Annotated in this window: 21 protein-coding genes and 1 tRNA gene; 11 read left to right on the top strand and 11 right to left on the bottom strand. The window is 63.2% G+C overall.

What is annotated here, in order from left to right; genetic code table 11:
• The first annotated feature begins 36 nt into the window (after positions 1–36).
• The 3 genes from BLT26_RS04065 to BLT26_RS04075 all read left to right on the top strand — a co-directional run bounded on the left by BLT26_RS04065 (position 37) and on the right by BLT26_RS04075 (position 1,661).
• Entirely contained in the window at positions 37–987 is a 951-nt protein-coding gene (locus BLT26_RS04065; protein WP_091508971.1) for an extracellular catalytic domain type 1 short-chain-length polyhydroxyalkanoate depolymerase, read from the top strand.
• Positions 988–1,065: 78 nt separating this feature from the next.
• Positions 1,066–1,305 carry a hypothetical protein gene (locus BLT26_RS04070; protein WP_091508973.1) on the top strand — a complete coding sequence of 80 codons (240 nt, stop codon included), beginning with the start codon at positions 1,066–1,068 and terminating at the stop codon, positions 1,303–1,305.
• 161 nt (positions 1,306–1,466) lie between these two features.
• Entirely contained in the window at positions 1,467–1,661 is a 195-nt protein-coding gene (locus BLT26_RS04075) for a hypothetical protein (protein WP_091508976.1), read from the top strand.
• 105 nt (positions 1,662–1,766) lie between these two features.
• Here BLT26_RS04075 and secF read toward each other — a convergent pair whose 3' ends face one another.
• From secF to queA, 4 genes are all read right to left on the bottom strand, one after another.
• Positions 1,767–2,768 (bottom strand): protein translocase subunit SecF, encoded by a 1,002-nt coding sequence (gene secF / locus BLT26_RS04080; protein ID WP_091508978.1) that lies wholly within the window; start codon positions 2,766–2,768, stop codon positions 1,767–1,769.
• Between the two features lie 14 nt (positions 2,769–2,782).
• Positions 2,783–4,651 carry a protein translocase subunit SecD gene (gene secD / locus BLT26_RS04085; RefSeq protein ID WP_091510883.1) on the bottom strand — a complete coding sequence of 623 codons (1,869 nt, stop codon included), beginning with the start codon at positions 4,649–4,651 and terminating at the stop codon, positions 2,783–2,785.
• 255 nt (positions 4,652–4,906) lie between these two features.
• Positions 4,907–6,025: a tRNA guanosine(34) transglycosylase Tgt gene (gene tgt / locus BLT26_RS04090; protein WP_425435274.1), complete on the bottom strand. Its 1,119-nt coding sequence runs from the start codon at positions 6,023–6,025 to the stop codon at positions 4,907–4,909.
• A 101-nt stretch (positions 6,026–6,126) separates the two neighbouring features.
• Entirely contained in the window at positions 6,127–7,167 is a 1,041-nt protein-coding gene (gene queA, locus BLT26_RS04095; RefSeq protein ID WP_091508984.1) for a tRNA preQ1(34) S-adenosylmethionine ribosyltransferase-isomerase QueA, read from the bottom strand.
• A gap of 151 nt (positions 7,168–7,318) precedes the next feature.
• Between queA and BLT26_RS04100 the strand changes: the two genes are divergently transcribed.
• From BLT26_RS04100 to BLT26_RS04110, 3 genes are all read left to right on the top strand, one after another.
• Positions 7,319–7,405 (top strand) — tRNA-Leu (locus BLT26_RS04100).
• 594 nt (positions 7,406–7,999) lie between these two features.
• Positions 8,000–9,574, top strand: a complete 1,575-nt coding sequence (locus BLT26_RS04105; RefSeq protein ID WP_091508988.1) for a phytoene desaturase family protein — start codon at positions 8,000–8,002, stop codon at positions 9,572–9,574.
• A gap of 293 nt (positions 9,575–9,867) precedes the next feature.
• Positions 9,868–10,641, top strand: coding sequence for a glutathione S-transferase family protein (locus BLT26_RS04110; protein WP_175453016.1), 774 nt, complete (start codon positions 9,868–9,870; stop codon positions 10,639–10,641).
• 43 nt (positions 10,642–10,684) lie between these two features.
• Here BLT26_RS04110 and BLT26_RS04115 read toward each other — a convergent pair whose 3' ends face one another.
• From BLT26_RS04115 to BLT26_RS04135, 5 genes are all read right to left on the bottom strand, one after another.
• The gene (locus BLT26_RS04115; protein WP_091508996.1) at positions 10,685–11,884 is read right to left on the bottom strand and encodes a multidrug effflux MFS transporter; all 1,200 of its coding nucleotides are present in this window, start codon (positions 11,882–11,884) and stop codon (positions 10,685–10,687) included.
• 88 nt (positions 11,885–11,972) lie between these two features.
• On the bottom strand, positions 11,973–12,413 hold the full coding sequence (locus BLT26_RS04120; RefSeq protein WP_091509001.1) for a potassium channel family protein: 441 nt from the start codon (positions 12,411–12,413) through the stop codon (positions 11,973–11,975).
• 1 nt (position 12,414) lies between these two features.
• Positions 12,415–12,870, bottom strand: a complete 456-nt coding sequence (tadA, locus tag BLT26_RS04125; RefSeq protein ID WP_091509003.1) for a tRNA adenosine(34) deaminase TadA — start codon at positions 12,868–12,870, stop codon at positions 12,415–12,417.
• Between the two features lie 22 nt (positions 12,871–12,892).
• A complete protein-coding gene (locus BLT26_RS04130; RefSeq protein WP_091509006.1) occupies positions 12,893–13,696 on the bottom strand; it encodes a putative RNA methyltransferase in 804 nt (267 codons plus the stop codon).
• The gene (locus tag BLT26_RS04135; RefSeq protein WP_091509010.1) at positions 13,693–15,324 is read right to left on the bottom strand and encodes a GMC family oxidoreductase; all 1,632 of its coding nucleotides are present in this window, start codon (positions 15,322–15,324) and stop codon (positions 13,693–13,695) included. The genes BLT26_RS04130 and BLT26_RS04135 overlap by 4 nt, the downstream gene beginning before the upstream one ends.
• 778 nt (positions 15,325–16,102) lie before the next feature.
• On the opposite strand from BLT26_RS04135, the gene BLT26_RS04145 reads away from it, so the two are divergent.
• Positions 16,103–16,585: a hypothetical protein gene (locus BLT26_RS04145; protein WP_245720586.1), complete on the top strand. Its 483-nt coding sequence runs from the start codon at positions 16,103–16,105 to the stop codon at positions 16,583–16,585.
• A gap of 71 nt (positions 16,586–16,656) precedes the next feature.
• The gene (locus BLT26_RS04150; RefSeq protein WP_091509016.1) at positions 16,657–17,148 is read left to right on the top strand and encodes an RDD family protein; all 492 of its coding nucleotides are present in this window, start codon (positions 16,657–16,659) and stop codon (positions 17,146–17,148) included.
• 52 nt (positions 17,149–17,200) lie between these two features.
• Here BLT26_RS04150 and lptG read toward each other — a convergent pair whose 3' ends face one another.
• Positions 17,201–18,262, bottom strand: a complete 1,062-nt coding sequence (gene lptG, locus BLT26_RS04155) for an LPS export ABC transporter permease LptG (RefSeq protein WP_091509019.1) — start codon at positions 18,260–18,262, stop codon at positions 17,201–17,203.
• Positions 18,255–19,385, bottom strand: a complete 1,131-nt coding sequence (lptF, locus tag BLT26_RS04160; protein ID WP_091510891.1) for an LPS export ABC transporter permease LptF — start codon at positions 19,383–19,385, stop codon at positions 18,255–18,257. The genes lptG and lptF overlap by 8 nt, the downstream gene beginning before the upstream one ends.
• A gap of 188 nt (positions 19,386–19,573) precedes the next feature.
• On the opposite strand from lptF, the gene BLT26_RS04165 reads away from it, so the two are divergent.
• The 3 genes from BLT26_RS04165 (at position 19,574) to BLT26_RS04175 (ending at position 22,430) form a co-directional block, all read left to right on the top strand.
• Positions 19,574–21,040, top strand: a complete 1,467-nt coding sequence (locus BLT26_RS04165) for a leucyl aminopeptidase (RefSeq protein ID WP_091510895.1) — start codon at positions 19,574–19,576, stop codon at positions 21,038–21,040.
• Positions 21,041–21,149: 109 nt separating this feature from the next.
• A complete protein-coding gene (locus tag BLT26_RS04170) occupies positions 21,150–21,578 on the top strand; it encodes a DNA polymerase III subunit chi (RefSeq protein ID WP_091509022.1) in 429 nt (142 codons plus the stop codon).
• Between the two features lie 21 nt (positions 21,579–21,599).
• The gene (locus tag BLT26_RS04175; protein WP_091509026.1) at positions 21,600–22,430 is read left to right on the top strand and encodes a hypothetical protein; all 831 of its coding nucleotides are present in this window, start codon (positions 21,600–21,602) and stop codon (positions 22,428–22,430) included.
• Positions 22,431–22,519 lie beyond the last annotated feature (89 nt).

The raw sequence follows: 22,519 nt of genomic DNA on the forward strand, positions 1-22,519 counted from the left end.
CCTTCAGCCAATCCGGTAACAATAACGGTAATAAAAATGAAGATCGCGCTTCCCGGCCTCGCACTTGCGGCTGCAATCCTGACATCATTCACAGCGACCGCGGGCTCCTGGCAGCAGGGCGTCGCAGCTGGCGGCTTCGATAATGTGCACATCTATACCCCCGACAACCGCTCCCCCATCGGGGACGGCCAGGCCCTGCTGGTTCTGTTACACGGCTGCGTGCAGCCGATCGACGCCTACCTCACGGCGAATCTTGAAGAGGCGGCAGAGGAGTTCGGCATGGTACTGGCGGTGCCGGAAGCCATGCACAAGGCTGGCTACGGCTGCTGGTCCTACTGGGAGGGGGAAAGAACACGTACGGCGGGCGATTACGGCAAACTGGTCCAGCTGGCCACTGGGCTCGCCGCCGACCGGGAACGGGATATCGACCCCGCCCAGGTATACATTGCCGGCCTATCCTCAGGTGCCAGTTTTGCCCACACCACCGCCTGCCTGGCCCCGGACGTGTTCGCCGGGGTTGGCGCCAGTGCCGGCCCGAGCATAGGCACCAGCGCCGCCGGTGCGCTGGGGCCCTGTGAAAACGCGGACGTGGCCGCACGCTGCCTCAGTTATGCCGGCAGCCACGCGCCCCATTTCGCCAGCCAGGTCGCCTCCTTTGCCCACGGTGCACAGGACAGCACCGTAAACTCCTGCTATGCAGGACAAAATGCCCGCGGCATGGCACGGGTTTACGGGGTGGAAAAGCTGCGTGGCACCAGCACCATCAGCGAGGGCAGCGGCACTGCAGAAGAAAGCCGGTGGGATGACGGCCGCATCACCACCCTGACCCTGGACGGGGTGGACCACGCCTGGTCAGGAGGGAGCCGGGCCAGCGGCAAGTACATCAGCGATGCCGGGATCAATTACGCCCGCTACCTGGGTCGCTTTTTCGCAGCCAGCAACCACCGCGTGGCAGGGCACAGCCAGACGCAGCCGGACACCAATTGACGCCGGCTGCGGCCGTGGATCCGGGGCTCCCGCACCCTAAACTTGGCGTAGTGGTGCCGACGGCGGGGAGATGAGCTCATGAACAATCCGAAGTGCGGGCTGAGACTGGCCAGTATCGTTCTCGCCCTGTTGTCTCTCTCCCATTTGTGGCGCCTGATCGCCCAGCCGGAAGTGCTGGTCGCGGGTGCGTTGGTGCCGTTATGGATCAGCGCCCTCGCCTTTATCGTTCTCGGTGGCCTTGCATTCTGGTTATGGACACTTTCCGAAGTAGCGCAGCAGGCCGACGAGGTGGGCGAGACCGAGATAGAACCAGATTAATGAGCCTGCATAAAAGCAGGCATTTTTATGCCGCAACAGGTCATTCGCGAGACATTAAATTCTACGAATTGTCGTATCCGGAGGTATTCTTGGCGGAGAGGTGATTTTTTGTGCAGACTGCTGTAGAATAGTCCGCTCACGAAGAAACCGGACAAATTATTGTGGCCAAGAAATCGACTTCTGCTGCCAAGCGCAAGCAGCCCACCGCCTTGGAAACCAGCGAAAGTATTGAAGCTCAGGTACAGGCCTTCCTCGCTGGCGGCGGTGAAATCCAGCAGGTGCCCAAGGGTGTCAGTGGCCAGACCAACACCTCGGGCCCCAAGCACATCACCCTGGGCAAGAAGCCCCGCGCCTGATTCCAGCCCTCTCCTGAATTTCCGCGGGCGCGGCCCAGGGCGGCCCCGCGCGAGGCCGCCCACGGTAGGCCGCCCCACGGTAGGCCGCCCCACGGCCCCATCAGGTCAGGGCATCTCTTCCAGTTCGGCCCCTTCCTTGACCGGCGGCATCATGTCTTCCTTGGTGATGCCCAGTGCCATCAGGATATTCGCCGACACGTAGATGGACGAGTAGGTACCCACCAGCACCCCCACCACCAGCGCCAGTGAGAAGTTGTGAATCAGCTCGCCGCCGAAGAACTGCAGGGCAAAGAGCACCAGCAGGGTCGTCAAAGAGGTCATTAATGTACGGCCGAGGGTCTGGCTGAGGGAGATATTGATAATCTCCTCGGAATCCGCCTTGCGCACCTTGCGGAAATTCTCCCGGATCCGGTCCGCCACCACGATGGTGTCGTTCAGCGAGTAGCCGATCACCGCCAGCACCGCCGCCAGCACGGTCAGGTCGAAATCCAGTTTCAGCAGTGCAAAGAAGCCCAGCACGATGATCACGTCGTGGATCAACGCCGCGACAGCGCCGACGGAAAACTTGTACTGGAACCGCAAGGCCACATATCCCATCACCACAACCAGGGCAAACAACATGCCCAGGCCGCCGTCGTCACGCAATTCCTCACCGATCTGCGGGCCCACCATCTCGACGCGGCGCAGGTCCACATCGCCGTCAGTGCCCTGGCGTAATAAACCGACCACTTTGTCGCCGATTGACTGGGTGGCCTCTTCGGAGCGGGCGCTGGCCTGGGTCTGCTTTTCTGTCACTTCCGGTGGCAGCTTGATCAGCAGCTCATTGTCGGAGCCAAAGCGCACCACCGTGGCGCCCTCGTAGCCGGCGTCCACCAGCTGGCCGCGCACATCCTCGATCTGTGGGGCAACCTCGTAGCCCACTTCCACCTGGGTACCCCCGGTGAAGTCCAGGCCGAACTTGAGCCCATTGATCGCCAGCGCGGCAATCGAGGCAACGACGGCCACGATGGACAGCGCGGCGGCCAGCTTGCGCCAGCGCATGAATTCAAACACGCGCTTGCCCATGTACTCGGTGATCTTGCCTTCTTTTACTGTTGTCTCACTCATGGTCGCCTCTTCTCCTAGATCCACAGCTTCTGCACACGGCGACCGCCGTAAAACAGGTTAATCAGTGCGCGGGTACCCATGATAGCGCTGAACATGGAGGTCAGGATGCCGATGGACAGGGTTACCGCAAAGCCCTGCACCGGGCCGGAACCGATCGCGTACAGGATCACCGCCACAATCAGGGTGGTGATATTCGCGTCCACGATGGTGCTGTAGGCGTTGTCGAAACCGGCGCTGATCGCCGTCTGCGGTGGCATGCCGTTGCGCAATTCCTCGCGTATTCGCGAGAAGATCAGCACATTGGCGTCCACCGCCATACCCACGGTCAGCACGATACCCGCGATGCCGGGCAGGGTCAGGGTCGCGCCCAGGATGGACATCACCGCCACCAGCAGCACCAGGTTCACGGCCAGTGCGATATTCGCGGCCAGGCCGAAGACCCGGTAGAAGATGAGCATGAAGATGAGTACACCGATCAGGCCAATCTGCACCGACTTCACGCCCACCTGGATGTTATCGGCACCCAGGGACGGACCGATCACCCGCTCTTCCACGAAGTACATGGGCGCAGCCAGGGCACCGGCGCGCAGCAGCAGGGCCAGCTCCTGGGCCTCGGCGGCGCTGTCCAGCCCGGTGATGCGGAACTGCCGGCCCAGCGCGCTCTGCACGGTAGCCAGGCTGATGATTTTCTTCACGTCGGTGCGCTTCTGCACCACTGTCTCGTTGCCCTGGTCGTCCACCACCGTTTCGGGCTCGAAGCGGCTCTCGATGAACAGGGTACCCATACGACGGCCGACATTCTTCCAGGTGGCGCGATGCATCAGCTCGCCGCCACGGGCGTCCAGGGTGATGTTCACCTGCGGCAGGCCACTCTCGTCGTAGCCCACGCGGGCATTGGTGACCCGGTCACCCTTGATGATCACCTTGCGCTCGAGCCAGGCACCGCCATACGCCTGGCGCTGCTGCTCGTTGCGGTACTCGAAATATTCCTTGTTGGTCACCAGGGTGTCGGGACGCGCCTCCATCCGGTATTCCAGGTTGGCGGTCTTGCCGATGATGCGCTTGGCCTCGGCGGTGTCCTGCACGCCCGGCAGCTCCACCACGATGCGGTTGCGCCCCTGGCGCTGAACGATGGGCTCGGCCACGCCGAGCTCATTGACCCGGTTGCGCAGGGTGGTGAGGTTCTGGGTGACGGCATAATCCTCCAGCTGCTTGATCTCCTGCTCGGACAGGGTCGCGCGCACTTCGAGATTGTCACCGCTGCCGGCCTCGGTGAGCTGCAGTTCCGGGAATTCCTTGCGCATGGTGGACATGGCCTTGTCGCGCAGTTCCTCGCTGCGGAAGCGGGCGACAATCTCGCGATCATCCTCCAGCGACACACTGCGGTAGCGGGCGTCGGCGGCGCGCAGCTTGGCCTTCACGTCCTGCACATAGCCTTCCATGTTGGTGCGCACGATGGTGGCGGTATCCACCTCCATCAGGAAGTGCACCCCGCCGGCCAGGTCCAGGCCGAGCTTCATGGGGCTCGCCCCCAGGTCAGCCAGCCATTCCGGGGTGGTGGAAGCCAGGTTCAGGGCCACCACATAGTCACTGTGGCCCAGGCTCTCCTGGATAACGCGCTTGGCGGGGAGCTGGTCCTCTACCGAGCCCAGCCGCAGCAACACAGCCTTTTCTCCCACTTCGCCGCCGAAGTGTTCGATTCCCGCCTCATCCAGGGCCTTCTCGGCCCGTGCCAGCAGCTGCTGGTCGATTTCCATGGTGGTGGACTGGCCGGAAATCTGCACCGCCGGATCCGGCTTGTACAGGTTGGGCGCGGCGTAAAGGAAGCCGAGGGCCACGACGGTGAGAATCAGGAGGTACTTCCAGATGGGGTAGCGATTCATGCTGCTCTCGTTGTTGTAATTCAGCCCCGCGGGCCGGTAAAGCTTGGCAATGTCGGAGGATATGCGGGCACACCCGTGGAAATGCAAGGCGCGCACCGCCACCGAATTGGGGGCCGATTATACGGGGATCGCCTGAGGGTACAAATCACCCCCCCGGAAAGAAGATCTTCCCGTAGGAGCGGCCGCTGGCCGCGATAGATCCAGACCGGGCCACCGATCGCGGCCAGCGGCCGCTCCTACGGCTGAAGGCAGGGACTATGCCTCCAGCGGCGGCACCTCCCGCCCCAGGCCTGCATAAAATTTCGCCACATACCCCTCCAGGTCCCCCCCCGCGATCGCATCGCGCAGCTGCTGCATCAGCCGCTGGTAGTGGCGCAGGTTGTGGATGGTATTGAGCTGCGAGCCCAGGATCTCACCGCAGCGGTCCAGGTGGTGCAGGTAGCTGCGGGAGAAGTGCTGGCAGGTATAGCAGTCGCAGTCCGCCTCCAGCGGGCCGGTCTCATGGCGGTGTTTCGCGTTGCGGATCTTCACCACCCCCTCGAAGGTAAACAGGTGGCCGTTGCGGGCGTTGCGGGTGGGCATGACACAGTCAAACATGTCCACGCCCCGGCGCACCGCCTCGACGATATCCTCCGGCTTGCCCACCCCCATCAGGTAGCGCGGCCGGTCGGCCGGCATCTTGTGGGCCAGGTGGTCGAGGACCTTGATCATCTCATCCTTGGGCTCGCCCACCGACAGGCCGCCGATGGCGTAACCGTCGAAGCCGATCTCGGTGAGCCCGCGCAGGGAGATATCACGCAGTTCCGGATACATGCCCCCCTGCACGATGCCGAACAGGGCAGACGGGCTGTCACCGTGGGCCTTTTTCGAACGCTCTGCCCAGCGCAGGGACAGCTCCATGGACTTGCGCGCCTCTTCCGGCGTGGCCGGGTATGGCGTGCACTCGTCGAAGATCATCACGATATCCGAGCCCAGCGAACGCTGTACGCGTATGGACTCCTCCGGGTCCATGAACACCGGGCTGCCGTCCACCGGCGACTTGAAGGACACGCCCTCCTCGGTGATCTTGCGCATCTTGCCCAGGCTGAACACCTGGAACCCGCCGGAATCGGTGAGGATGGGGCCCTGCCACTGCATAAAGTCGTGCAGGTCGCCGTGTTCCTCTATCACCTGGGTGCCTGGGCGCAGCATCAGGTGGAAGGTATTGCCGAGGATGATGTGGGCGCCGATGGCCTCCACGTCCCGCGGCAGCATGCCCTTGACCGTGCCGTAGGTCCCCACCGGCATAAAGGCCGGGGTCTCCACCACACCGCGCGGGAAGCGCAGCCGGCCGCGGCGGGCCTTGCCATCGCTGGTATCCAGCTCGAATTCCATAAAACACTGGCGACTCAAGGGATTCTCCTGACGAAATCGTGAATTCCTGTACCTCCCGGGACGGGAGGTATTCTGGCAGCAGGTGGGGCGGCAGCGGCCGCCTACCAGCCCTGTACGTCGGGGTTGCGCTCGATGAGCATGGCATCCCCGTAACTGAAGAAACGATAGCGCTCTTTCACCGCCTCCCGGTAGGCGTTCATGGTCTGCTCGTAGCCGGCGAAGGCACTCACCAGCATCATCAGCGTGGACTCGGGCAGGTGGAAGTTGGTGATCAGCCGGTCCACGACGCGGAAGCGGTAGCCCGGGAAGATAAAGATGTCCGTCTCCCCCACGGTGGGCCTCAGCTCACCCGAGGCCGCGGCGCTCTCCAGCGCCCGCACACTGGTGGTACCCACCGCGATCACCCGGCCACCGCGGGCCTGGCAGTCAGCCACCGCACGGCAGACCGATTCGGGCACGTTCAGCACCTCGCTGTGCATCTGGTGCTCGTGGATATCGTCCACTCGCACCGGCTGAAAAGTGCCCGCACCCACATGCAGGGTCACAAAGGCGGTCTCAACCCCCATGTCCCGCAGGGTGTCCAGCATCTCGTCATCGAAGTGCAGCCCCGCCGTAGGGGCGGCCACCGCACCGGGCTCGCGGCTGTAAACCGTCTGGTAACGCTCGCGGTCGGACGCCTCGTCGGGACGGTCGATATAGGGCGGCAGCGGCATATGCCCCAGCCGCTCCAGTAGCGGCAATACGCCCTCGGCGGGAAACTCCAGCTCGAACAGCGCGTCGTGGCGAGCCACCATCTCCACAGGCGTGTCGTCCTCCAGCAGCAGCCGGCTGCCGGGCTTGGGCGACTTGCTGGAACGGACATGTGCCAGCACCCGCCGCTCATCCAGTACCCGTTCCACCAGGATCTCCAGCCGGCCGCCGGTTTCCTTGCGCGCATACAGGCGCGCCGGGATCACCCGGGTGTCGTTGAACACCAGCAGGTCGCCGGGCTTCACCAGGTCGGGCAATTCGGCAAACAGGCGATGCCCCACCCGCCCACTGGGCCCGTCCAGGCACAACAGGCGACTGCCGCGTCGCTCCTTTGCGGGGGTGCGGGCGATCAGTTCATCGGGTAGGTCGAAATGAAAATCCTGGCGGCGCATGGGTTCAGTTTAGGTGGTTGCGAAGTGGCGCGAAGAGTACCCGAAACCCCCTCCCCCGCCAAATCCGGTTGACCCCCTACCGCCCATCGCTATAATCGACCCCCACATCCGAGGCACCCCGCCCCGCGGGCCCAACCAGCCTCAAACCGCTGCCAGAGTGGTGAAATTGGTAGACACGACGGATTCAAAATCCGTTGGGGTAAAACCCGTGCCGGTTCGAGTCCGGCCTCTGGTACCAAACAAAAAAGGCCCGCAACCGCGGGCCTTTTTTGTTTGGAATCGGAGCGTCGGCGAGAACCGGCACCCCCGGTTCGACCGATTGCGCCTGCGGCGCAATCAACAACGAGCAACCGCCAGGTTGCGAAGCCCGCAGGGCCAAAAAAGCCACAGCTTTTTTGGTTAGTCCGGCCGGGTCAGGGCCACCGCGCACCAATAGCGGGCCTTTTTCGTTTGGTACCAGAGGCCGGCGAGATTGGCTCCCCGGTTCGACCGATTGCGCCTGCGGCGCAATCAACAACGAGCAACCTCAGGTCGCGAAGCCCGCAGGGCCAAAAAAGCCATAGCTTTTTTGGTTAGTCCGGCCGGCAGAGAATCTGCACAGACCTTTTCCAGCACAAGCCTAAATGCTTTAGTAGCAGGCCCGACCGGTGAGGGCCGGCACCCCGGTTCGACCGATTGCGCCCAAGGCGCATGCGCATGCCCCCTAGTAAGGATTCGTCCATTACCTATCTCTCCCTGCCCCCCCTGCATCAGTACGAGAGCCGGACGCCCTTCACTTTTCCGGGCAACTTTGGCATAACCTCACTACAGCCATGCAGTACAGAGAATAACAATGAATGACATACTGATCGTCGGCGGTGGCCACAACGGCCTGGTGTGCGCCTGTTACCTGGCCAGGGCGGGAAAACAGGTGACGGTTCTGGAACGCCGCGACATCGTCGGCGGCGCGGCGGTTACCGAAGAGTTCCACCCCGGATTCCGTAACTCCGTGGCCAGCTACACGGTCAGCCTGCTGAACCCCAAAATCATCCGCGACCTGAGCCTGCACGAACACGGCCTGCAGGTGAAGCTGCGCCCCCAATCCAACTTCTTCCCACTCTCCGGCAGCGAGAGCCTGTCGTTTTACAAGAGCCCGGAGGATACCCGCGCAGAGATAGCACGCTTCTCCGCAAAGGATGCGGCCGCCCTGCCGGCGTTCTATGAAATGCTGGAAACCGTCGCCGATGTATTGCGGGAAGAGCTGTTGCGCACCCCGCCCAACGTCGGCGGCGGCCTGGTTGACCTGGTGCGCGCCGGCAGCTTCGGGATGCGTGCCAAAAAATTGAGCATGGCGCAGCGGCGCGATGCCCTGGACCTCTTTACCAAGAGCGCCACCGACGTGCTCGACGCCTGGTTTGAGAATGACCACGTCAAGGCGGCATTCGCATTCGACTCCATAGTCGGTAACTACGGCGCGCCCAGTACCCCCGGCTCTGCCTATGTGTTGCTGCACCACGTCTTCGGTGAGGTCAACGGAGAGAAAGGCGCCTGGGGCCATGCCGTGGGTGGAATGGGAGCCATCACCCAGGCGATGCTGAAAGAGGCCGAGCGCCTTGGCGTCGAGGTGGTTACCGGAGCCGGGGTGGAGGAAGTTATTATCGATGGGGGCCAGGCAAAGGGCGTGAGGCTGGCCGACGGCGAGGTGCTGCATGCGCACAAAGTGGTTTCCAACGTGGGCCCGAAGCTGCTGTTCGGCAAGCTTGTCGACGAGCAGCACCTGGAGCCGGAATTCCAGCGCCGGGTTCGGGGCTTCAAGGTGGGCTCCGGCACATTCCGCATGAACGTGGCCCTGTCAGAACTCCCCGACTTCACCTGTCGCCCCGGCACGCAGCTACAGCAACACCACCAGGCCGGCATCGTGATCGGCCCCACCATGCAATACCTGGAACAGGCCTACCTGGACGCGAAACAGTTCGGCTGGTCGAAAAAGCCCATCGTGGAAATGCTGATCCCGTCCACGGTCGACGAAACCCTGGCACCTGCCGGGCAGCACGTGGCCAGCCTCTTCTGCCAGCAATTTGCACCGGAGCTGCCGGACGGCAAGGGCTGGGACGATTATCGAGAGCAGGCCGCGGACACCATTATCGACACCGTCACAGAATATGCCCCCAATTTCCGCGATTCGATCATTGCCCGCCAGATCCACTCACCGCTGGACCTGGAGCGCAAATTCGGCCTGGTGGGCGGGGACATATTCCACGGGGCCCTGGGCCTCGACCAGCTCTGGTGCAACCGGCCCTTTATGGGTTTCAGTGATTACCGCACGCCGATCAAGGGGCTCTACCTCTGCGGCTCGGGCACGCACCCGGGCGGCGGCGTGACGGGCGTTCCGGGACACAATGCCGCGCGGGAAATCCTGAAGGATTGACGGCCCTGCCCCATGGACGGGAATGCACGGCCGGTAGCTGCACCTGAGCCCTAACAACCGGCACTCGGTTCAACCCCTCACCCGCGCCGGCGGCCAGCCGGCGCGCAAAATCTCACATCTATACTCCACCTTCGACTGCAGCGACAGGCCGGGGCCACAATATCCTTGCCTGGACCAGATGGCCTGTCCCGGGGATGCGACAGAACGACTCGGACGCCGGTCCTGGCCATGAAAATGAGGCCCGGCAGGGAACATGCCTGCCCCACGGGGGTGGCAGTCCGGAGGAACTAACAGTGCGTCTCACTCTTTATACGTGGCAATATTGCCCCTTCGCCCAACGCTCGCGCATCGCCCTGGCGGTCAAGGGCGTCGAGCATGACACCTACGAACTCGATATCACCAGGAAACCCTACCCCGACTGGTTCATGGAACTGTCACCCAACGGCAAGGTGCCCACCCTGGTCCACGACGGGCGCCCGCTGTATGAGAGCCAGGTGATTTCCGAGTATATCGACGAGGTGTTCGAGGGTCCGCGGCTTTTGCCGGAGGACCCTTACCACCGGGCAATATCCCGGCTGCTGATTACCTACGGCGAGGACAACTTTATCCCCGTGCTCTACCGCCTGCTGCGCAGCCAGGAGGAGTCCAGGGATGAGGAACTGAAAGAGGAAGCGCTGGAATACTGGCGCTGGTTCAACGAGCGCCTGCGGGAGTTCGGCTCTGACAGCGGCCTGCTGTTCGACGAGCCGACGCTCGCCGACTACAGTTTCGGGCCCTTCTTCCAGCGCTGGAAACTGGTGGAGTATTACCGGTACTTCGAAGTACCGCAAACCGAGGAGTACGCGCGGGTCCGGTCGTGGCGTGAGGCTGCAGAAGCGCTGAAGGTAGTCCGCGATACCGCGCCGCCAAGCGAGGAATTGATCAAGGTCTACGCCGATTATGCGCGCGACTACGATAACGCCAGGATCCCCCCGGGCCGTGATATCAGCTCCTTTGATACCGAGGCCTGGCCGGTGGAGGACCGTCCCCTGCCCCCGAGGGGGCTGCGCCTGGATAGGGACGACTGACGACGCAGCCAGGCCCCTGCGCCCGCGGGCAATAAAGGGAGGCTCAGGCCCTTACCGCCTGTACTTCCGGCCGCCGCAGGGTGGTCAACGACAGCAGCAGGGCAAGTACCCCGCAGATGGCGATGCTCGCAGCCAGTGCCAGCGGCCTGCCGTCGAACACCAGGCTGACCAGCACGATCGCCACCGCCCCCAGCAGCATCTGCATGGCGCCGCCCAACGCGGCAGCGGTGCCTGCGATGGGGCCGTGATCATCGAGCGACAGTACCATGGAGGTGGGCACCACCAGGCCCAGGCAGGTATTACCGGCAAGCAGCATACCCACCAGCAATGGGAAACTGTCGAAGCCCGCACCTACCAGGCTCACCATTACCAGGGAGGCCGCGGCAAAACCCGCTACCGCGACCCTTACCACCGCCTGGGCGCCGTATCGCTCTCCCAGGGTGGCCGCAAACTGGCTCGAGGTGAAGAAGCCCAGTGCATTGAGGGCAAAGGCCAGGCTGAACTGGGTCGGGGACAGGCCGTAATACCCGGTGTAAAGGAACGAAGACGTGGAGATAAAAATAAAGAAACTCGACATGCCCAGCCCGCCGATCAGCGTCAGGCCCATATAAGTGCGATCGCGCAACAGGACGCGGAAGGCCTCCAGCATCGCCCCCAGCCGGAATGGCACGCGGTATTCCTCGTGCATCGTTTCCTCCAGGCCCCAGCGTGTCAGGGCCAGGCTGGCCAGTGCCGCCCCGGCGACGGCGACAAATACCGACTGCCAGCCCAGTGACGCGATTACCGCACTACCGGCCAGCGGTGCCAGCATCGGCGAAATGGAGATGACCAGCATGACTGTGGTCATCAGGCGGGTGCCCTCATTACCGGTGTAGCGGTCCCGGATAATCGCCCGCGGAATCGACATCACCGCCGCCGCCCCCACGCCCTGCAGGAAACGCAACCCGATCAGCCACTCGATACTCGTGGCCAGGGCACAGCCGAGTGATGCCAGCATGAACAGCAGCAACCCGAAATACAGCGGTGGCTTGCGCCCGAACATGTCCGAGGCCGGCCCGTAGAACAGCTGGCTGACCCCGAACGCCACGAAAAATGACATCAGCGTGTACTGCACAGCCTCCACCGGCGCCCCGAGGCTGGCAGCGATTTCGGGCAGTGCGGGCAGGTACATGTCAATCGAGAAGGGACCGACACAGCTGAGCAGCCCGAGGATCAGGGCCATCTTGATAAAACCGGGTTTCATAAACTCCCTGGTACTCGAATGACCCGCAGGCCCTTGGTAAATATGCGCACTGGTGCCGTTCGGGGCCGCGAGCTGGCGTCCTGTCCCGTCAGGGCTTTTGCTCCAGATCAAATACCCAGTACTTCTCCATTTTCAGGAACATGAACGAAGCCGTCCAGGTAATCATCATCAGTCCGGTCAGCGCCTCGAGACCGGCGGTAAAGCGCAGGTGGCCCAGCGGCTCGATGTCACCGAAGCCCAGCGATGTGTAGGTGGTAAACGAGAAATAGGCACAATCGATCAGGCTACCGTCGAAGTTGCCCTGCAGCATACCGAAATAGTCCGAACGGACCATATAGAAATAGCCCAGGGCAAACAGCCAGATCTCCACCACATGTGCGAGCAGGGCGCCAAACACACCGATCAGGATCGCCGGGTTGCGATGCAGCTTGACTCGCTTGCCAAGCCTGAACAGCCCGTTGAGGGCCTCGTGGTGAATGACCACCGCCGCGGCCACCAGAAACGAGTTGATCAGGAAGGCCAACAGCATGTCAGCGCCTGCCGCGGAAGAATTCTTGTACCAGCCCGCTGGCCTCTTCGGCCATCACCCCCCCCTCCACAGCGATACGATGGTTGAAGAAGTCTGCCTCTGACAGCTGTAACTGGCTCTCGATAACCCCGGCGCGGGGCTCGCGGGCGCCGTAAACGAGCCGCGCGACCCGGGCGTGCATCATGGTCCCGAAACACATGGTGCAGGGCTCGATGGTGACATAGAGGGTGGTTCCGGGTAGCCGGTAGTTCTGTTCTTTCTCCGCCGCCCGCCGCAGTGCTACGACCTCGGCATGGGCGCTGGGGTCACAATTGCCGATGGGCCGGTTACTGCCCTCGCCGATCACCTGCCCCTCCCGCACCAGCACTGCCCCTACCGGCACCTCGCCGCGCTCTGCGGCGATGCGGGCCAGCTCCAGGGCCTGGCGCATGAATGTGTAATCCCTTGGCGTTGCCATAGTCTCCCTTACAACTTCAGGTTCAGGCCCGGCAGACCAGCCGGCGCAGTACAAAATCCGCCTCGAGCTCCAGCCGCTCGCGCCGTTCCAGCTCCTCGCGGGCGCCGCTGTCCCCCTTCCAGGCAAAGGGAGTCATGGCCAGGAAGTCCGACACCGCCCCCTGCCCCTCGAGCGCGAAACGGAAGCTGCAGCGCATGTCCACCTCCGGCGCAAATCCCTCGACCGGCCTGGGCGGCGCATGCTCGCGGGGCTCCGCATAGAGCGCGCGCTTGAGCGACCACAGGTGGGCGGGACCGGGCGCCACGTCAAGCAATGTGCCGCCGGGGTTCAGGACCCGCTGCAGCTCACTGTCGGCGGCGGGTGCAAATACCCTCAGCAGGTGATCGACGCTGTCTGTCGCCACCGGGATGGCATAACTGCTGGCCACCACATACTGGGTGCCGGGGGCGTTTTTTGCAGCCAGCCGTATACCGGCCTTGGAGATATCGATACCGCCCAGCGCGTCGGCAGGCCAGCCCGAACGTTGCAACTGGCGCGTATAAAACCCCTCGCCACAACCGATATCCAGCAGCTGGCGGCCGCTGACATAGGGCAACAGGGCTGTTATGGCGTCGGCCAGCGGGCGGTAGTACCCCGCCTCCAGCAAGCGGTGGCGCGCGCGCAGCATCTCGGCCGAATCGCCAGGTTCGCGGCTGCGCTTGCGATTTGCCGGCAGCAGGTTGACGTACCCCTCGCGGGCGCAATCGAAACTGTGGCCATTGTCGCAGCGCCAGGCTCCGCGCTCACTTTCAACCGCCAACTGGCATACGGGACACAACCAGATCATTCTCTCTCTGCCACCTCGGCCGGGCGCGCCTTCGCAGGCTCTTTCTCCAGGATCATGTCCGCCGCTTTTTCCGCGATCGCAATAACCGGGGCGTTGGTATTGCCACTTACCAGCGTCGGCATGATCGATGCGTCAACCACGCGCAATCCCCCCACACCGCGGACCCGCAGTTCGCTGTCCACGACGGCCAGCTCGTCGGCGCCCATTTTACAGGTGCCGACGGGGTGATAAATACTCTCGGCCCTTTCGCGGATGAATGACTCGATCCGGGGGCGATCGGTCAGGCACTCCTGTGGGCTCCACCAGCGCTTGTGGTAACGCTTGAGATCCGCCTGCCCGAGAATATCCCGCGCCATCTCGAAGCCCTCCACCAGCACCTGCATGTCCTCAGGTTCACTGAGGTAATTCGGCTCGATGCGGGGCAGCGCGCCGGGATCCGCGCTGGCGAGGGAGATTCGCCCGCGGCTCCGGGGCCGCAGCGCGCAGGCGTGCAGTGAATAGCCATAGCCACCGGGCTTCCGCAGGCCGTGGTCGAACAGGGGCGCGGCGCAGAAATGGAACTGTACGTCCGGCTCGCCAGCCGCGAGGCTGGAACTCGCAAACCCGCCGGCCTCGGCCACATTACTGGTCAGCGGCCCGCGGTTGAGCAGCCACATCTCCGGCAGGCGCAGCGATGTTTTCAGCAGCGGCCAGAGGGAATTGGAGAAAGTCACCGGGGCGTTGGCCTCCACCACCTGGGTTACGTCAAGGTGATCCTGAAGGTTGTGGCCTACGCCGGGGAGGTGGGCCTGGGGCACAATGCCCAGCCTGCCCAATTCCACCTCATCGCCTATTCCCGAGAGCAACAGCAACTGCGGCGACTGGATGGCTCCGGCGCTGAGTATCACCTCGCGGTTGGCGATGATGCGCTTGCCATTCAGTAACTCGACGCCGATGACCCTGTCGCCATGGAACAGCAGGCGTGCCACTTGGCTGCCGGTGAACACGTCCAGGTTCGGCCGGTTTATTACCGGGTGCAGGTAAGCCGCCGCCGACGAGCAACGCCGGCCGCGACGCTGGGTTACCTGGTAGAAACCCACGCCGCTCTGCTGGCTGCCGTTGAAATCGTTGTTGAGCCGGTGGCCGGCCTTCTGCGCCGCCCGCAGGAAGGCGCGGCCCGCCTCGCTTTTCCATTTCAGGTCCGAGACCGCCAGTGGCCCATAGCCACTGTGATGGGCATCGCTGCCACGTTCGTTGCCCTCGGCCATCAGGAAATAAGGCAGCATGTCGCGCCAGCCCCATCCCGGGTTGCCAGCCGCTTCCCAGGCATCGTAATCCGCGCCGTTACCGCGAATGTAGATCATTGCGTTGATGGCGCTGCTCCCCCCCAGGGTTCTGCCACGCGGCCACAATAGCCGGCGCTCGTTCAGGTGCGGCTGTGGCTCGGTGTGGTGATGCAGGTTGTAGCGCCGGCCCGGCACCAGGTAGCTGATGCCGGCCGGCATGCTGATCAGCATGCTGCGGTCGCGGCGGCCGGCCTCGAGGAGACAGACCCGGTTCTGCTCGTCGGCGCTTAGGCGGTTGGCCAGCACGCAGCCGGCAGAGCCGGCACCGACAATCACGTAATCGAAGACCATCTGGCGGGGCATCTTGGTTTTACTCTCTTATTCCCTTATTCCGTCCACGGTACACTTGGCGTGCGTCTTCTCCAAGGTGAATAAAAGCCCGGCCATGACTGATTCCGAATTCAGCGAAAGAAAAATCTGGCAAGTTGGGAAGGCAACACCGGCGCCAGGACCCGGCCCATAGGCGAGGGCACCATCGCCAGCCGCAGGCTGGGCACCGATGGGGCAATTGTAGCCCCGCTGCTGGAAGGGCGGCCGCATCGGCTATTCGGTGCAGGTGGGGGATGGCTACTCAGCGGCAACTCCGACGACTGAGAAATTTTCAATCCCGGCCAACCTTGCCCATTTCCCCGTGGGGGGCTCCCCCCTTCCCTCCCTCAGCCTGAGGCTGCTTCCCTGCTTGCTATCCCCGGGATCAAAAACAAGGCGAAAGACAGCGTTGTCAGCACCCCGCTATCTGATTGGAACTTGAGGTCGGACCACGGGGCGATGACTTTAGCGTCTGGCAGCAGTGTTAACTAGATCATGTTTTTATAAAAACGAGGGGTCCGCCATATTGCGGCCATAAAAAAACTTTGACGCACCGCTCCGCACCGCCGGGCAAGGCTGGTCAACAATCAGCGATGTAAGTACTGGTGCGGCCTGCAGCGAAGAGTGACTGCAGCACCCGCTGAGTCCACATTTACTGGTTGCAACGACGGGCGAGCCTGTGAGATACAACGTGTTGAATTGGGTGAGCCATAATAAAAACAGCGGTTCTAAGTCACCGCAAAGGAAAACAGACACCCTCGGGGTAGATCCAATGGAACTCTGCAGTACTCGTTTCCGTACCTCCAGGCACCGCTCGGTGGTGCTCTGCCTGTTTCTGCTTCCTGCTGCCAGCCTCGCCGACGACCTCTTCATCCCGGATTCCAGTAACGCACTGAACCTGCAGGCTGACAACGCGTTTTTCGTCGACAGTGCCTTCGCCCTGGACAATACGTCCCTCTACCAGGCTGCCGACAATCTCCGCAACAACTCCATGAGCAACGTGCAGCGCCAGCTGAATTACCAGTGGCTGCAGACCCATACGCATCCGGACAAGTTCAAGCCCACCATGGGCGGCCGCGCGCTCAACCAGATCCTGAAAATGGGCTGGGACACCTATCGCGAGCAGAACAAGCGCAACTCGAGCAACCCCCTGCTGCGCTACTCGACCGGGCACGGTAGGATCGGCAAGGCGATGGACTATGACGTCCGCCTGTCCGACGACAAGTTCAAGGTGAGTTTCGAGTACGAGTTCTGAGACAAACCCGGACCCCACCGGAAGCGACAGTTTGTTAGAATCTCCGCCAGTTCAACCTGGCGGAGCCTGCCGTGACAACCCCAAGACAACCCGCAACGTTCAGTGACCTACCCCTGGCTGGCGTGGGCCGGCGCCTCGCAGCCCTGCTCTACGATTTCCTGATCGTACTCGGCCTGCTGATGGTGTATGGCTTTCTGGCGCTCCTGGTGGCATCCGCAGTGGTCGGCCTGAACTGCGAACCGCAGGCGCTGGATTACACGCCATGCGTGGGTGGCCCACTTTACCAGCTGGGCGCAGTGACGGTGATTGCGGCCTATTTCATCTGGTCCTGGCGCGCGGCGGGCCAGACCATCGGCATGCGCGCATGGCGCCTGTTACTGGCCACGCCGGATGGCGTCCAGCTCAGCTGGCGCCAGTGTGCACTGCGCGCCCTGGTAGCGCCCCTGTCCCTGGGCTGCCTGGGGGCGGGCTTCTTCTGGGCCTGGACCCGGGCGGACGGCGCCAGCTGGCACGACCTGGCGTCAGGCAGCCAGGTCCGTGTGCTTCCCAAAAAGAAAAAATAAGAACGGTTCCCCCCGATGCAGGACGCGGCGGGAACACCTGGCGGTCAATCCGCTAGCGCGCCCGCCGCAACAACATCCAGCCGAGACCGAAACATAGCAGGATCGGCACCAGCACCGCCACGAAGGGAGGAAAGCCGAACACCAGCGAGGACGGGCCGAGCATATCCTGCAGGGTCTGGAACACGACCCCTACCATGACGCCGGTAAACACCCGCAGCCCGGTAGTGACCTCTCGCAGCGGCCCGAAAATAAACGAGATCGCCACCAGCACCAGGCTGGCGATGGTGAGCGGCTGCAACAGCTTTTTCCAGAACTCCAGCCAGTAGCGGCTGGCATCCTCGCCCTTGCTGTCGAGGAAGCGACCATAGGACCAGAGGTTGCGGGGTGACAGGTCGGACGGCAACGGTACCACCAGTGAAAACAGCTCTGGCGAGATATCGGTCTCCCAGGAGCTACGCTCGCTGCGCTCGGCAATCGCCTGCTCCTCGGTAAAGCGTGTCGAACGATTATTGACCAGCGCCCATTCATCGTCGGTGAAGAGGCCGCGCTCGGAGAACACCACGCGTTCCAGGTCACGCTCACTGCCGAAGCGATAGCGGGTAATCCCGAACAGGTCGCCACTGGGCATGGCGGCGTTGAAATGGACAAATTCCCCGCCCTCACGCAGCCACAGGCCCTGCTCCAGGCCGCCGCGCTGCAGCTCACCCAGGGCGATTGCCTTGCGCGTTTCGGCTGCCTGGCTGGTGTGCGGGATCACGAATTCCGCCAGCACCAGGCCCAGCAGGATCAGCAATAACACCGGTTTCATCACCGCCCAGGCCAGCCTGCCGATAGAGACACCGGCGGCGCGCATCACCGTCAGCTCACTGGTGCCGGCGAGGGTGCCGAGCCCGATCATGCAGCCGACCAGTGCGGCAAAGCCCAGGTACTCGTATACCCGGTCCGGGATTGTCCACAGCAGGTACTGCACCACATCGGCCGGCTGGTAGTTGCCGTCGACATCCTGCAGCTCGTCCATATAGGCAAAGATCATGTCGAGGCCGAGAATCACCAGCAGTACCGCCAGTACTGCCGCCGCCACCGTGCGCCCGATATAGAAATCCAGCTTAACCATTACTGCGCTTCCCCTTACCGGCGTCGGCCCGCCTGGGGCTGCGCCGGAACCCGCCGCCGCCGAGGAGCAGCAGCCCGAGGATGAGGAATGGCGGGTGGACCAGCCACATGGAGGCAGGCGTTTCGATCTCGCCGTCCTCGACCGCGCCACGGACCCAGATCAGGGCATACAGGTAGACGATGTACAGGAGCACCGCGGGAATCATTTTCAGGTAGCGCCCCTGGCGCGGATTGGTGCGGCTCAGGGGCACCGCGAGCACCGCGAGCACCAGCACCAGCGCGGGCAGGCTGAAGCGCCAGTGCAGGTTGGCCCGCTCCCGGGGGTCGTCACTGCGCCACAGGTCCATCGTCGACGCGCTCTCTATGCGATCGCTCTCCCGCTCCCGCAAGCGCGGCATCTCCAGCAGCGTTTCATAGCTGGAGAACCTCATCAGCCGGTAGTCGCGCTGGCCGGGCACGCCCTCGTAGCGATACCCGTCGCGTAGCACCAGGTACCGCAGGCCTGTGTCCGGGTCTATCTGCTGCACGCCCTCGCGCGCGAAGATCACCACCTGGTAGTCGGTCTCCGTCTGCGCCCGGGCGGAACCCAGTTCGGCGAGGAACACCTCGTGCATTGTGGACTTGTCATCGCTGAGCGAATCCGCGTAATAGACCGCCTTGCCCCCTTCAGTCGCCACAAACTTCCGCGGCACCAGGTGATCGAACTCATTGCGGGACTTATCGGCTGTCAGCAGGCCGGACGAACGCTCCAGCCCTGTCGGGGTCAGGTAGAGGCTCATGGAAGCCACTACCAGCGCTACCAGCAAAGCTGGCGCCAGGGTATAGGTGAGCAGGCGCCGCTCACTGAAACCGCAGGCGTGCAGCACCGTCATTTCACTCTCGATATAGAGGCGTCCGTATGCCAGCAGGATGCCGAGGAAAAAACCCATCGGCAGCAGTACTTCCAGGAATCCCGGCAGGCGGTATCCCATTACCGGGAACAGGATCGAGGCGGACAGGTCCCCGGCCGCAGCCTCGGCCAGGTACTTTACAAAGCGCCCACTCATCACCATCAACAGCAGGACTGCGCTGACCGCCAGCGTGGCGAACAGCAGCTCGCGGCAGAGGTAACGGAAAATAATCACGGGGCGAAAGGCTTCCTTGATGACAGCAGAGCGTGCGAAAGCGAACAATATTTAAACAGAACGAATACCCGATTAAGCATTAGCTGGCCCACCGGGTTAAACTTGAGCCGCGCATTATCGCGAAAATCGCAAGCAATGTCTCGGCCCCCCGGACATTGGACCAGTTTTCAGAAGAAAGGAAAGGAATGATGCAGTTCACCGCCAAGGTCTCCGATATCAGTAAACAGCGCACTGCCTGTGCGATCCTCCCGGTAGACAGCAAGAACCGCCTTAGCGCCAGTGGCGACGCATTGGACAGCGAGTGCAGCGGTTTTATCGGCAAGGTGCTCAAGCGCGGTGACCTGGCCAGCAAGACCGCCAGTACCCTGTTGCTGACCCCGGCCGAGGGCAAGGCAGATCGCGTATTGCTGGTGCGGTCCGGTGACGGCGTACTGAGCCAGGCAGAATTCCGCAAGCTGGCCCGCGCCAGCGCCGCCGCCGTCAAGGGCTATAAGGACGCCTGCAGCTACCTGACCGAGGTCGAGGTGGCCGATGCAGACACAGCCTGGCAGGCGCAGCAACTGGCACTGGCCGCAGGCCTGGCCACCTACAAGTTCACCCGCTGCCTAAGCGACGCCAAGCCCAACCCGCTGGCCAAGTTCGCGGTGCACGTGCCCGAGCGCAAGCAGCTCAAGGCAGTGCAGGAACAGGTGGACCTGGGGGCGGCCCAGGCTTCCGGCAGCAATGTGGCACGCGAACTCGGCAACCTCCCGGGCAATATCTGCACCCCCACTTATCTCGCCAGCCAGGCCAAGGAGTTGGCCAAAAAACACGCAAAAATTACTACCAGTGTCGTGGATGCCAAGAAAATGCAATCACTGGGCATGGGTGCTTTTATGAGCGTGGCCAAGGGCAGCGACGAACCACCGGCACTGATCGCCATGCAATACAAGGGCGGCAAGGCCGGCGACAAGCCGGTGGTGCTGGTGGGCAAAGGCATCACCTTCGACACCGGCGGCATCAGCCTCAAGCCCGGCATGGCCATGGACGAAATGAAATTCGACATGTGCGGCGCAGCCAGTGTATTCGGGGTCATGAATGCCATCGCCGAACTGGGACCGGCCATTAACGTGGTGGGTCTGGTGGCCGCGGCCGAGAATATGCCCAGCGGGCGCGCCAGCAAACCGGGGGATGTCGTTACCTCCATGTCCGGCAAGACCATCGAGATCCTCAATACCGACGCCGAGGGCCGCCTGGTCCTGTGCGACGCCCTCACCTATGCCGCCAAGTTCAAGCCGGACGTGGTCATCGACATCGCCACGCTCACCGGCGCCTGCGTGATTGCCCTGGGCAACCACGCCACCGGCCTCTACGCCAACCGCGACGAACTCGCCCAGGCGCTGATCGCGGCCGGTGAGCGTGCCGGTGACCGCGCCTGGCATATGCCGCTGTGGGACGAGTACCAGTCGGCACTGGATTCCAACTTCGCCGACATGCAGAATATCGGCGGCCGCGAGGCCGGTTCTGTCACCGCGGCCTGCTTCCTGTCCCGCTTCGCCGAGGACTACACTTGGGCACACCTGGATATCGCCGGCAGCGCCTGGAATTCCGGTGCTAACAAGGGTGCCACCGGCCGTCCGGTGCCCCTGTTGCTCGAGTACCTTCTCAACCGCTAGGTGGGCGGGGGCCGGGAGGCCAGCCAGGGCATCCCGGCCCCGATCAACCGCCAGAGTGGTCAGAATTTATGCAGCAAGGCCCACCCCATGAAAACCGCGCAGCCAAACAATGACACGTATTGATTTTTACGTCCTCTCCTCCGACCGCTACGAAGCCGCCGATACCTTCGCCTGCCGCCTGGCAGAAAAGGCTTTCCGCGCGGGCATGCGTGTGCTGCTGGCAGTGGAAAGCCGCGAGCGTGCCGAGCAACTGGATCAACTGCTCTGGAGCTTCCGCGAGGACAGTTTCCTGCCCCACGCCGCACAGGGCGAGGACCAGCAGGCCGCAGTGGAGATCAACTGCGGGGAGGAACCCGGGCTTCATCACGGCCTGCTGATCAACCTGTGCAGCGATGTTCCCGCATGGTTCAGCCGCTTCGAGAGACTCGCGGAGATCGTGGTGCAGCAACCGGAAAGCCTGGCCCGCTCGCGATCCCGATTCGGTCACTTTCGCGACCGGGGATATCCGTTACAATCCCATCGTATCGGTAGCAACTAGGCAAAGTGGCAGTGCATCACCATGGCCGGTCGGAAAAACAAAAACAGGCAGCGCGGGCAGCGACAGCAACAACCCGGGAGCGGTGAACCCACTGAGCTTCTCGACGAACTGCATTCGATCCGCAGCCTGCTGGGCAGCGAGGACCTTGCGGACATCCCGTTGCTGGACCAGGTGGCGGATCCGGCGCCCCGCCCCCCGCGGCGGGAAGCCCGGCCACAGGTAACCCCACTGCAGGATACCGACCTTCCAACCCTGTTTTCCCCGGAAGACGAGGAGCTTCCCGAAGAGGAGCCACACTCGCCCCCGGCCCCCGAGCCCCGAACAAAGGCCATCGCCACCGAGCTGAGCGAGACGGAACTCGAACTGCTGCGGCCCCTGGAAGCGATTCCTCCCCAGTCCAGGGCAAATCCTGGCGGAACTCCCCCCGCAGGCGACGAGCAGCAGCAGGAGCTGTTTGGCGAGCCGGAAACAGGGTCGTCCGCAATAGAGAACCCCTTCCTCCCGGCGCATATCCGCGCCCGCCTGACCGGCGGCCGGGTGCCCAGGTCCGAAGAGCGTGCCGGGTCACCTGCAGGCGGGGACGCCGGCACGCAGGAAGCGCGGGCATCGGGTGCTGCCGCGACGGCTGGCGCCTCGCCGCATCATGAAGACCACCAGCCCGAAACCGCCCATGAGAGCCCTGCCGCCGGTGACAGCGAACCTGCAGGCACCCCGACCGCGGCGCAGCGGGCCCGCGAGCGACAGCGGCAGCAGCTGGTGGACCGCCTGGTGGCAAAGCAGCTCCCGGAACTCGAGCGCCAGCTGCGCGCGCGCATCGAACTGATGGTCGATGAACTGATGCGCAATCGCTGAGGCCTGCCGCGCCCCGGCCCGGCTCACATTTGCCCCTCACCCTGCCGGCGGTATAATTCCCGCCTTTTCGGCGCCGAGTGCCTGTCTGC

It is taken from the genome of Microbulbifer yueqingensis, from assembly GCF_900100355.1.
Taxonomy (GTDB): Bacteria; Pseudomonadota; Gammaproteobacteria; order Pseudomonadales; family Cellvibrionaceae; genus Microbulbifer; species Microbulbifer yueqingensis.

What these genes read in the sequence shown, in the direction of transcription:
- BLT26_RS04105 (WP_091508988.1), top strand. Translation starts at nt 8,000, where the DNA reads ATGAATGACATACTGATCGTCGGCGGTGGCCACAACGGCCTGGTGTGC.
- BLT26_RS04135 (WP_091509010.1), bottom strand. Translation starts at nt 15,324, where the DNA reads ATGCCCCGCCAGATGGTCTTCGATTACGTGATTGTCGGTGCCGGCTCT.
- lptG (WP_091509019.1), bottom strand. Translation starts at nt 18,262, where the DNA reads ATGGTTAAGCTGGATTTCTATATCGGGCGCACGGTGGCGGCGGCAGTA.
- BLT26_RS04175 (WP_091509026.1), top strand. Translation starts at nt 21,600, where the DNA reads ATGGCCGGTCGGAAAAACAAAAACAGGCAGCGCGGGCAGCGACAGCAA.
- BLT26_RS04070 (WP_091508973.1), top strand. Translation starts at nt 1,066, where the DNA reads ATGAACAATCCGAAGTGCGGGCTGAGACTGGCCAGTATCGTTCTCGCC.
- secD (WP_091510883.1), bottom strand. Translation starts at nt 4,651, where the DNA reads ATGAATCGCTACCCCATCTGGAAGTACCTCCTGATTCTCACCGTCGTG.
- BLT26_RS04130 (WP_091509006.1), bottom strand. Translation starts at nt 13,696, where the DNA reads ATGATCTGGTTGTGTCCCGTATGCCAGTTGGCGGTTGAAAGTGAGCGC.
- tadA (WP_091509003.1), bottom strand. Translation starts at nt 12,870, where the DNA reads ATGGCAACGCCAAGGGATTACACATTCATGCGCCAGGCCCTGGAGCTG.
- tgt (WP_425435274.1), bottom strand. Translation starts at nt 6,025, where the DNA reads ATGGAATTCGAGCTGGATACCAGCGATGGCAAGGCCCGCCGCGGCCGG.
- BLT26_RS04120 (WP_091509001.1), bottom strand. Translation starts at nt 12,413, where the DNA reads ATGCTGTTGGCCTTCCTGATCAACTCGTTTCTGGTGGCCGCGGCGGTG.
- BLT26_RS04165 (WP_091510895.1), top strand. Translation starts at nt 19,574, where the DNA reads ATGCAGTTCACCGCCAAGGTCTCCGATATCAGTAAACAGCGCACTGCC.
- BLT26_RS04115 (WP_091508996.1), bottom strand. Translation starts at nt 11,884, where the DNA reads ATGAAACCCGGTTTTATCAAGATGGCCCTGATCCTCGGGCTGCTCAGC.
- secF (WP_091508978.1), bottom strand. Translation starts at nt 2,768, where the DNA reads ATGAGTGAGACAACAGTAAAAGAAGGCAAGATCACCGAGTACATGGGC.
- BLT26_RS04065 (WP_091508971.1), top strand. Translation starts at nt 37, where the DNA reads ATGAAGATCGCGCTTCCCGGCCTCGCACTTGCGGCTGCAATCCTGACA.
- BLT26_RS04145 (WP_245720586.1), top strand. Translation starts at nt 16,103, where the DNA reads ATGGAACTCTGCAGTACTCGTTTCCGTACCTCCAGGCACCGCTCGGTG.
- queA (WP_091508984.1), bottom strand. Translation starts at nt 7,167, where the DNA reads ATGCGCCGCCAGGATTTTCATTTCGACCTACCCGATGAACTGATCGCC.
- BLT26_RS04170 (WP_091509022.1), top strand. Translation starts at nt 21,150, where the DNA reads ATGACACGTATTGATTTTTACGTCCTCTCCTCCGACCGCTACGAAGCC.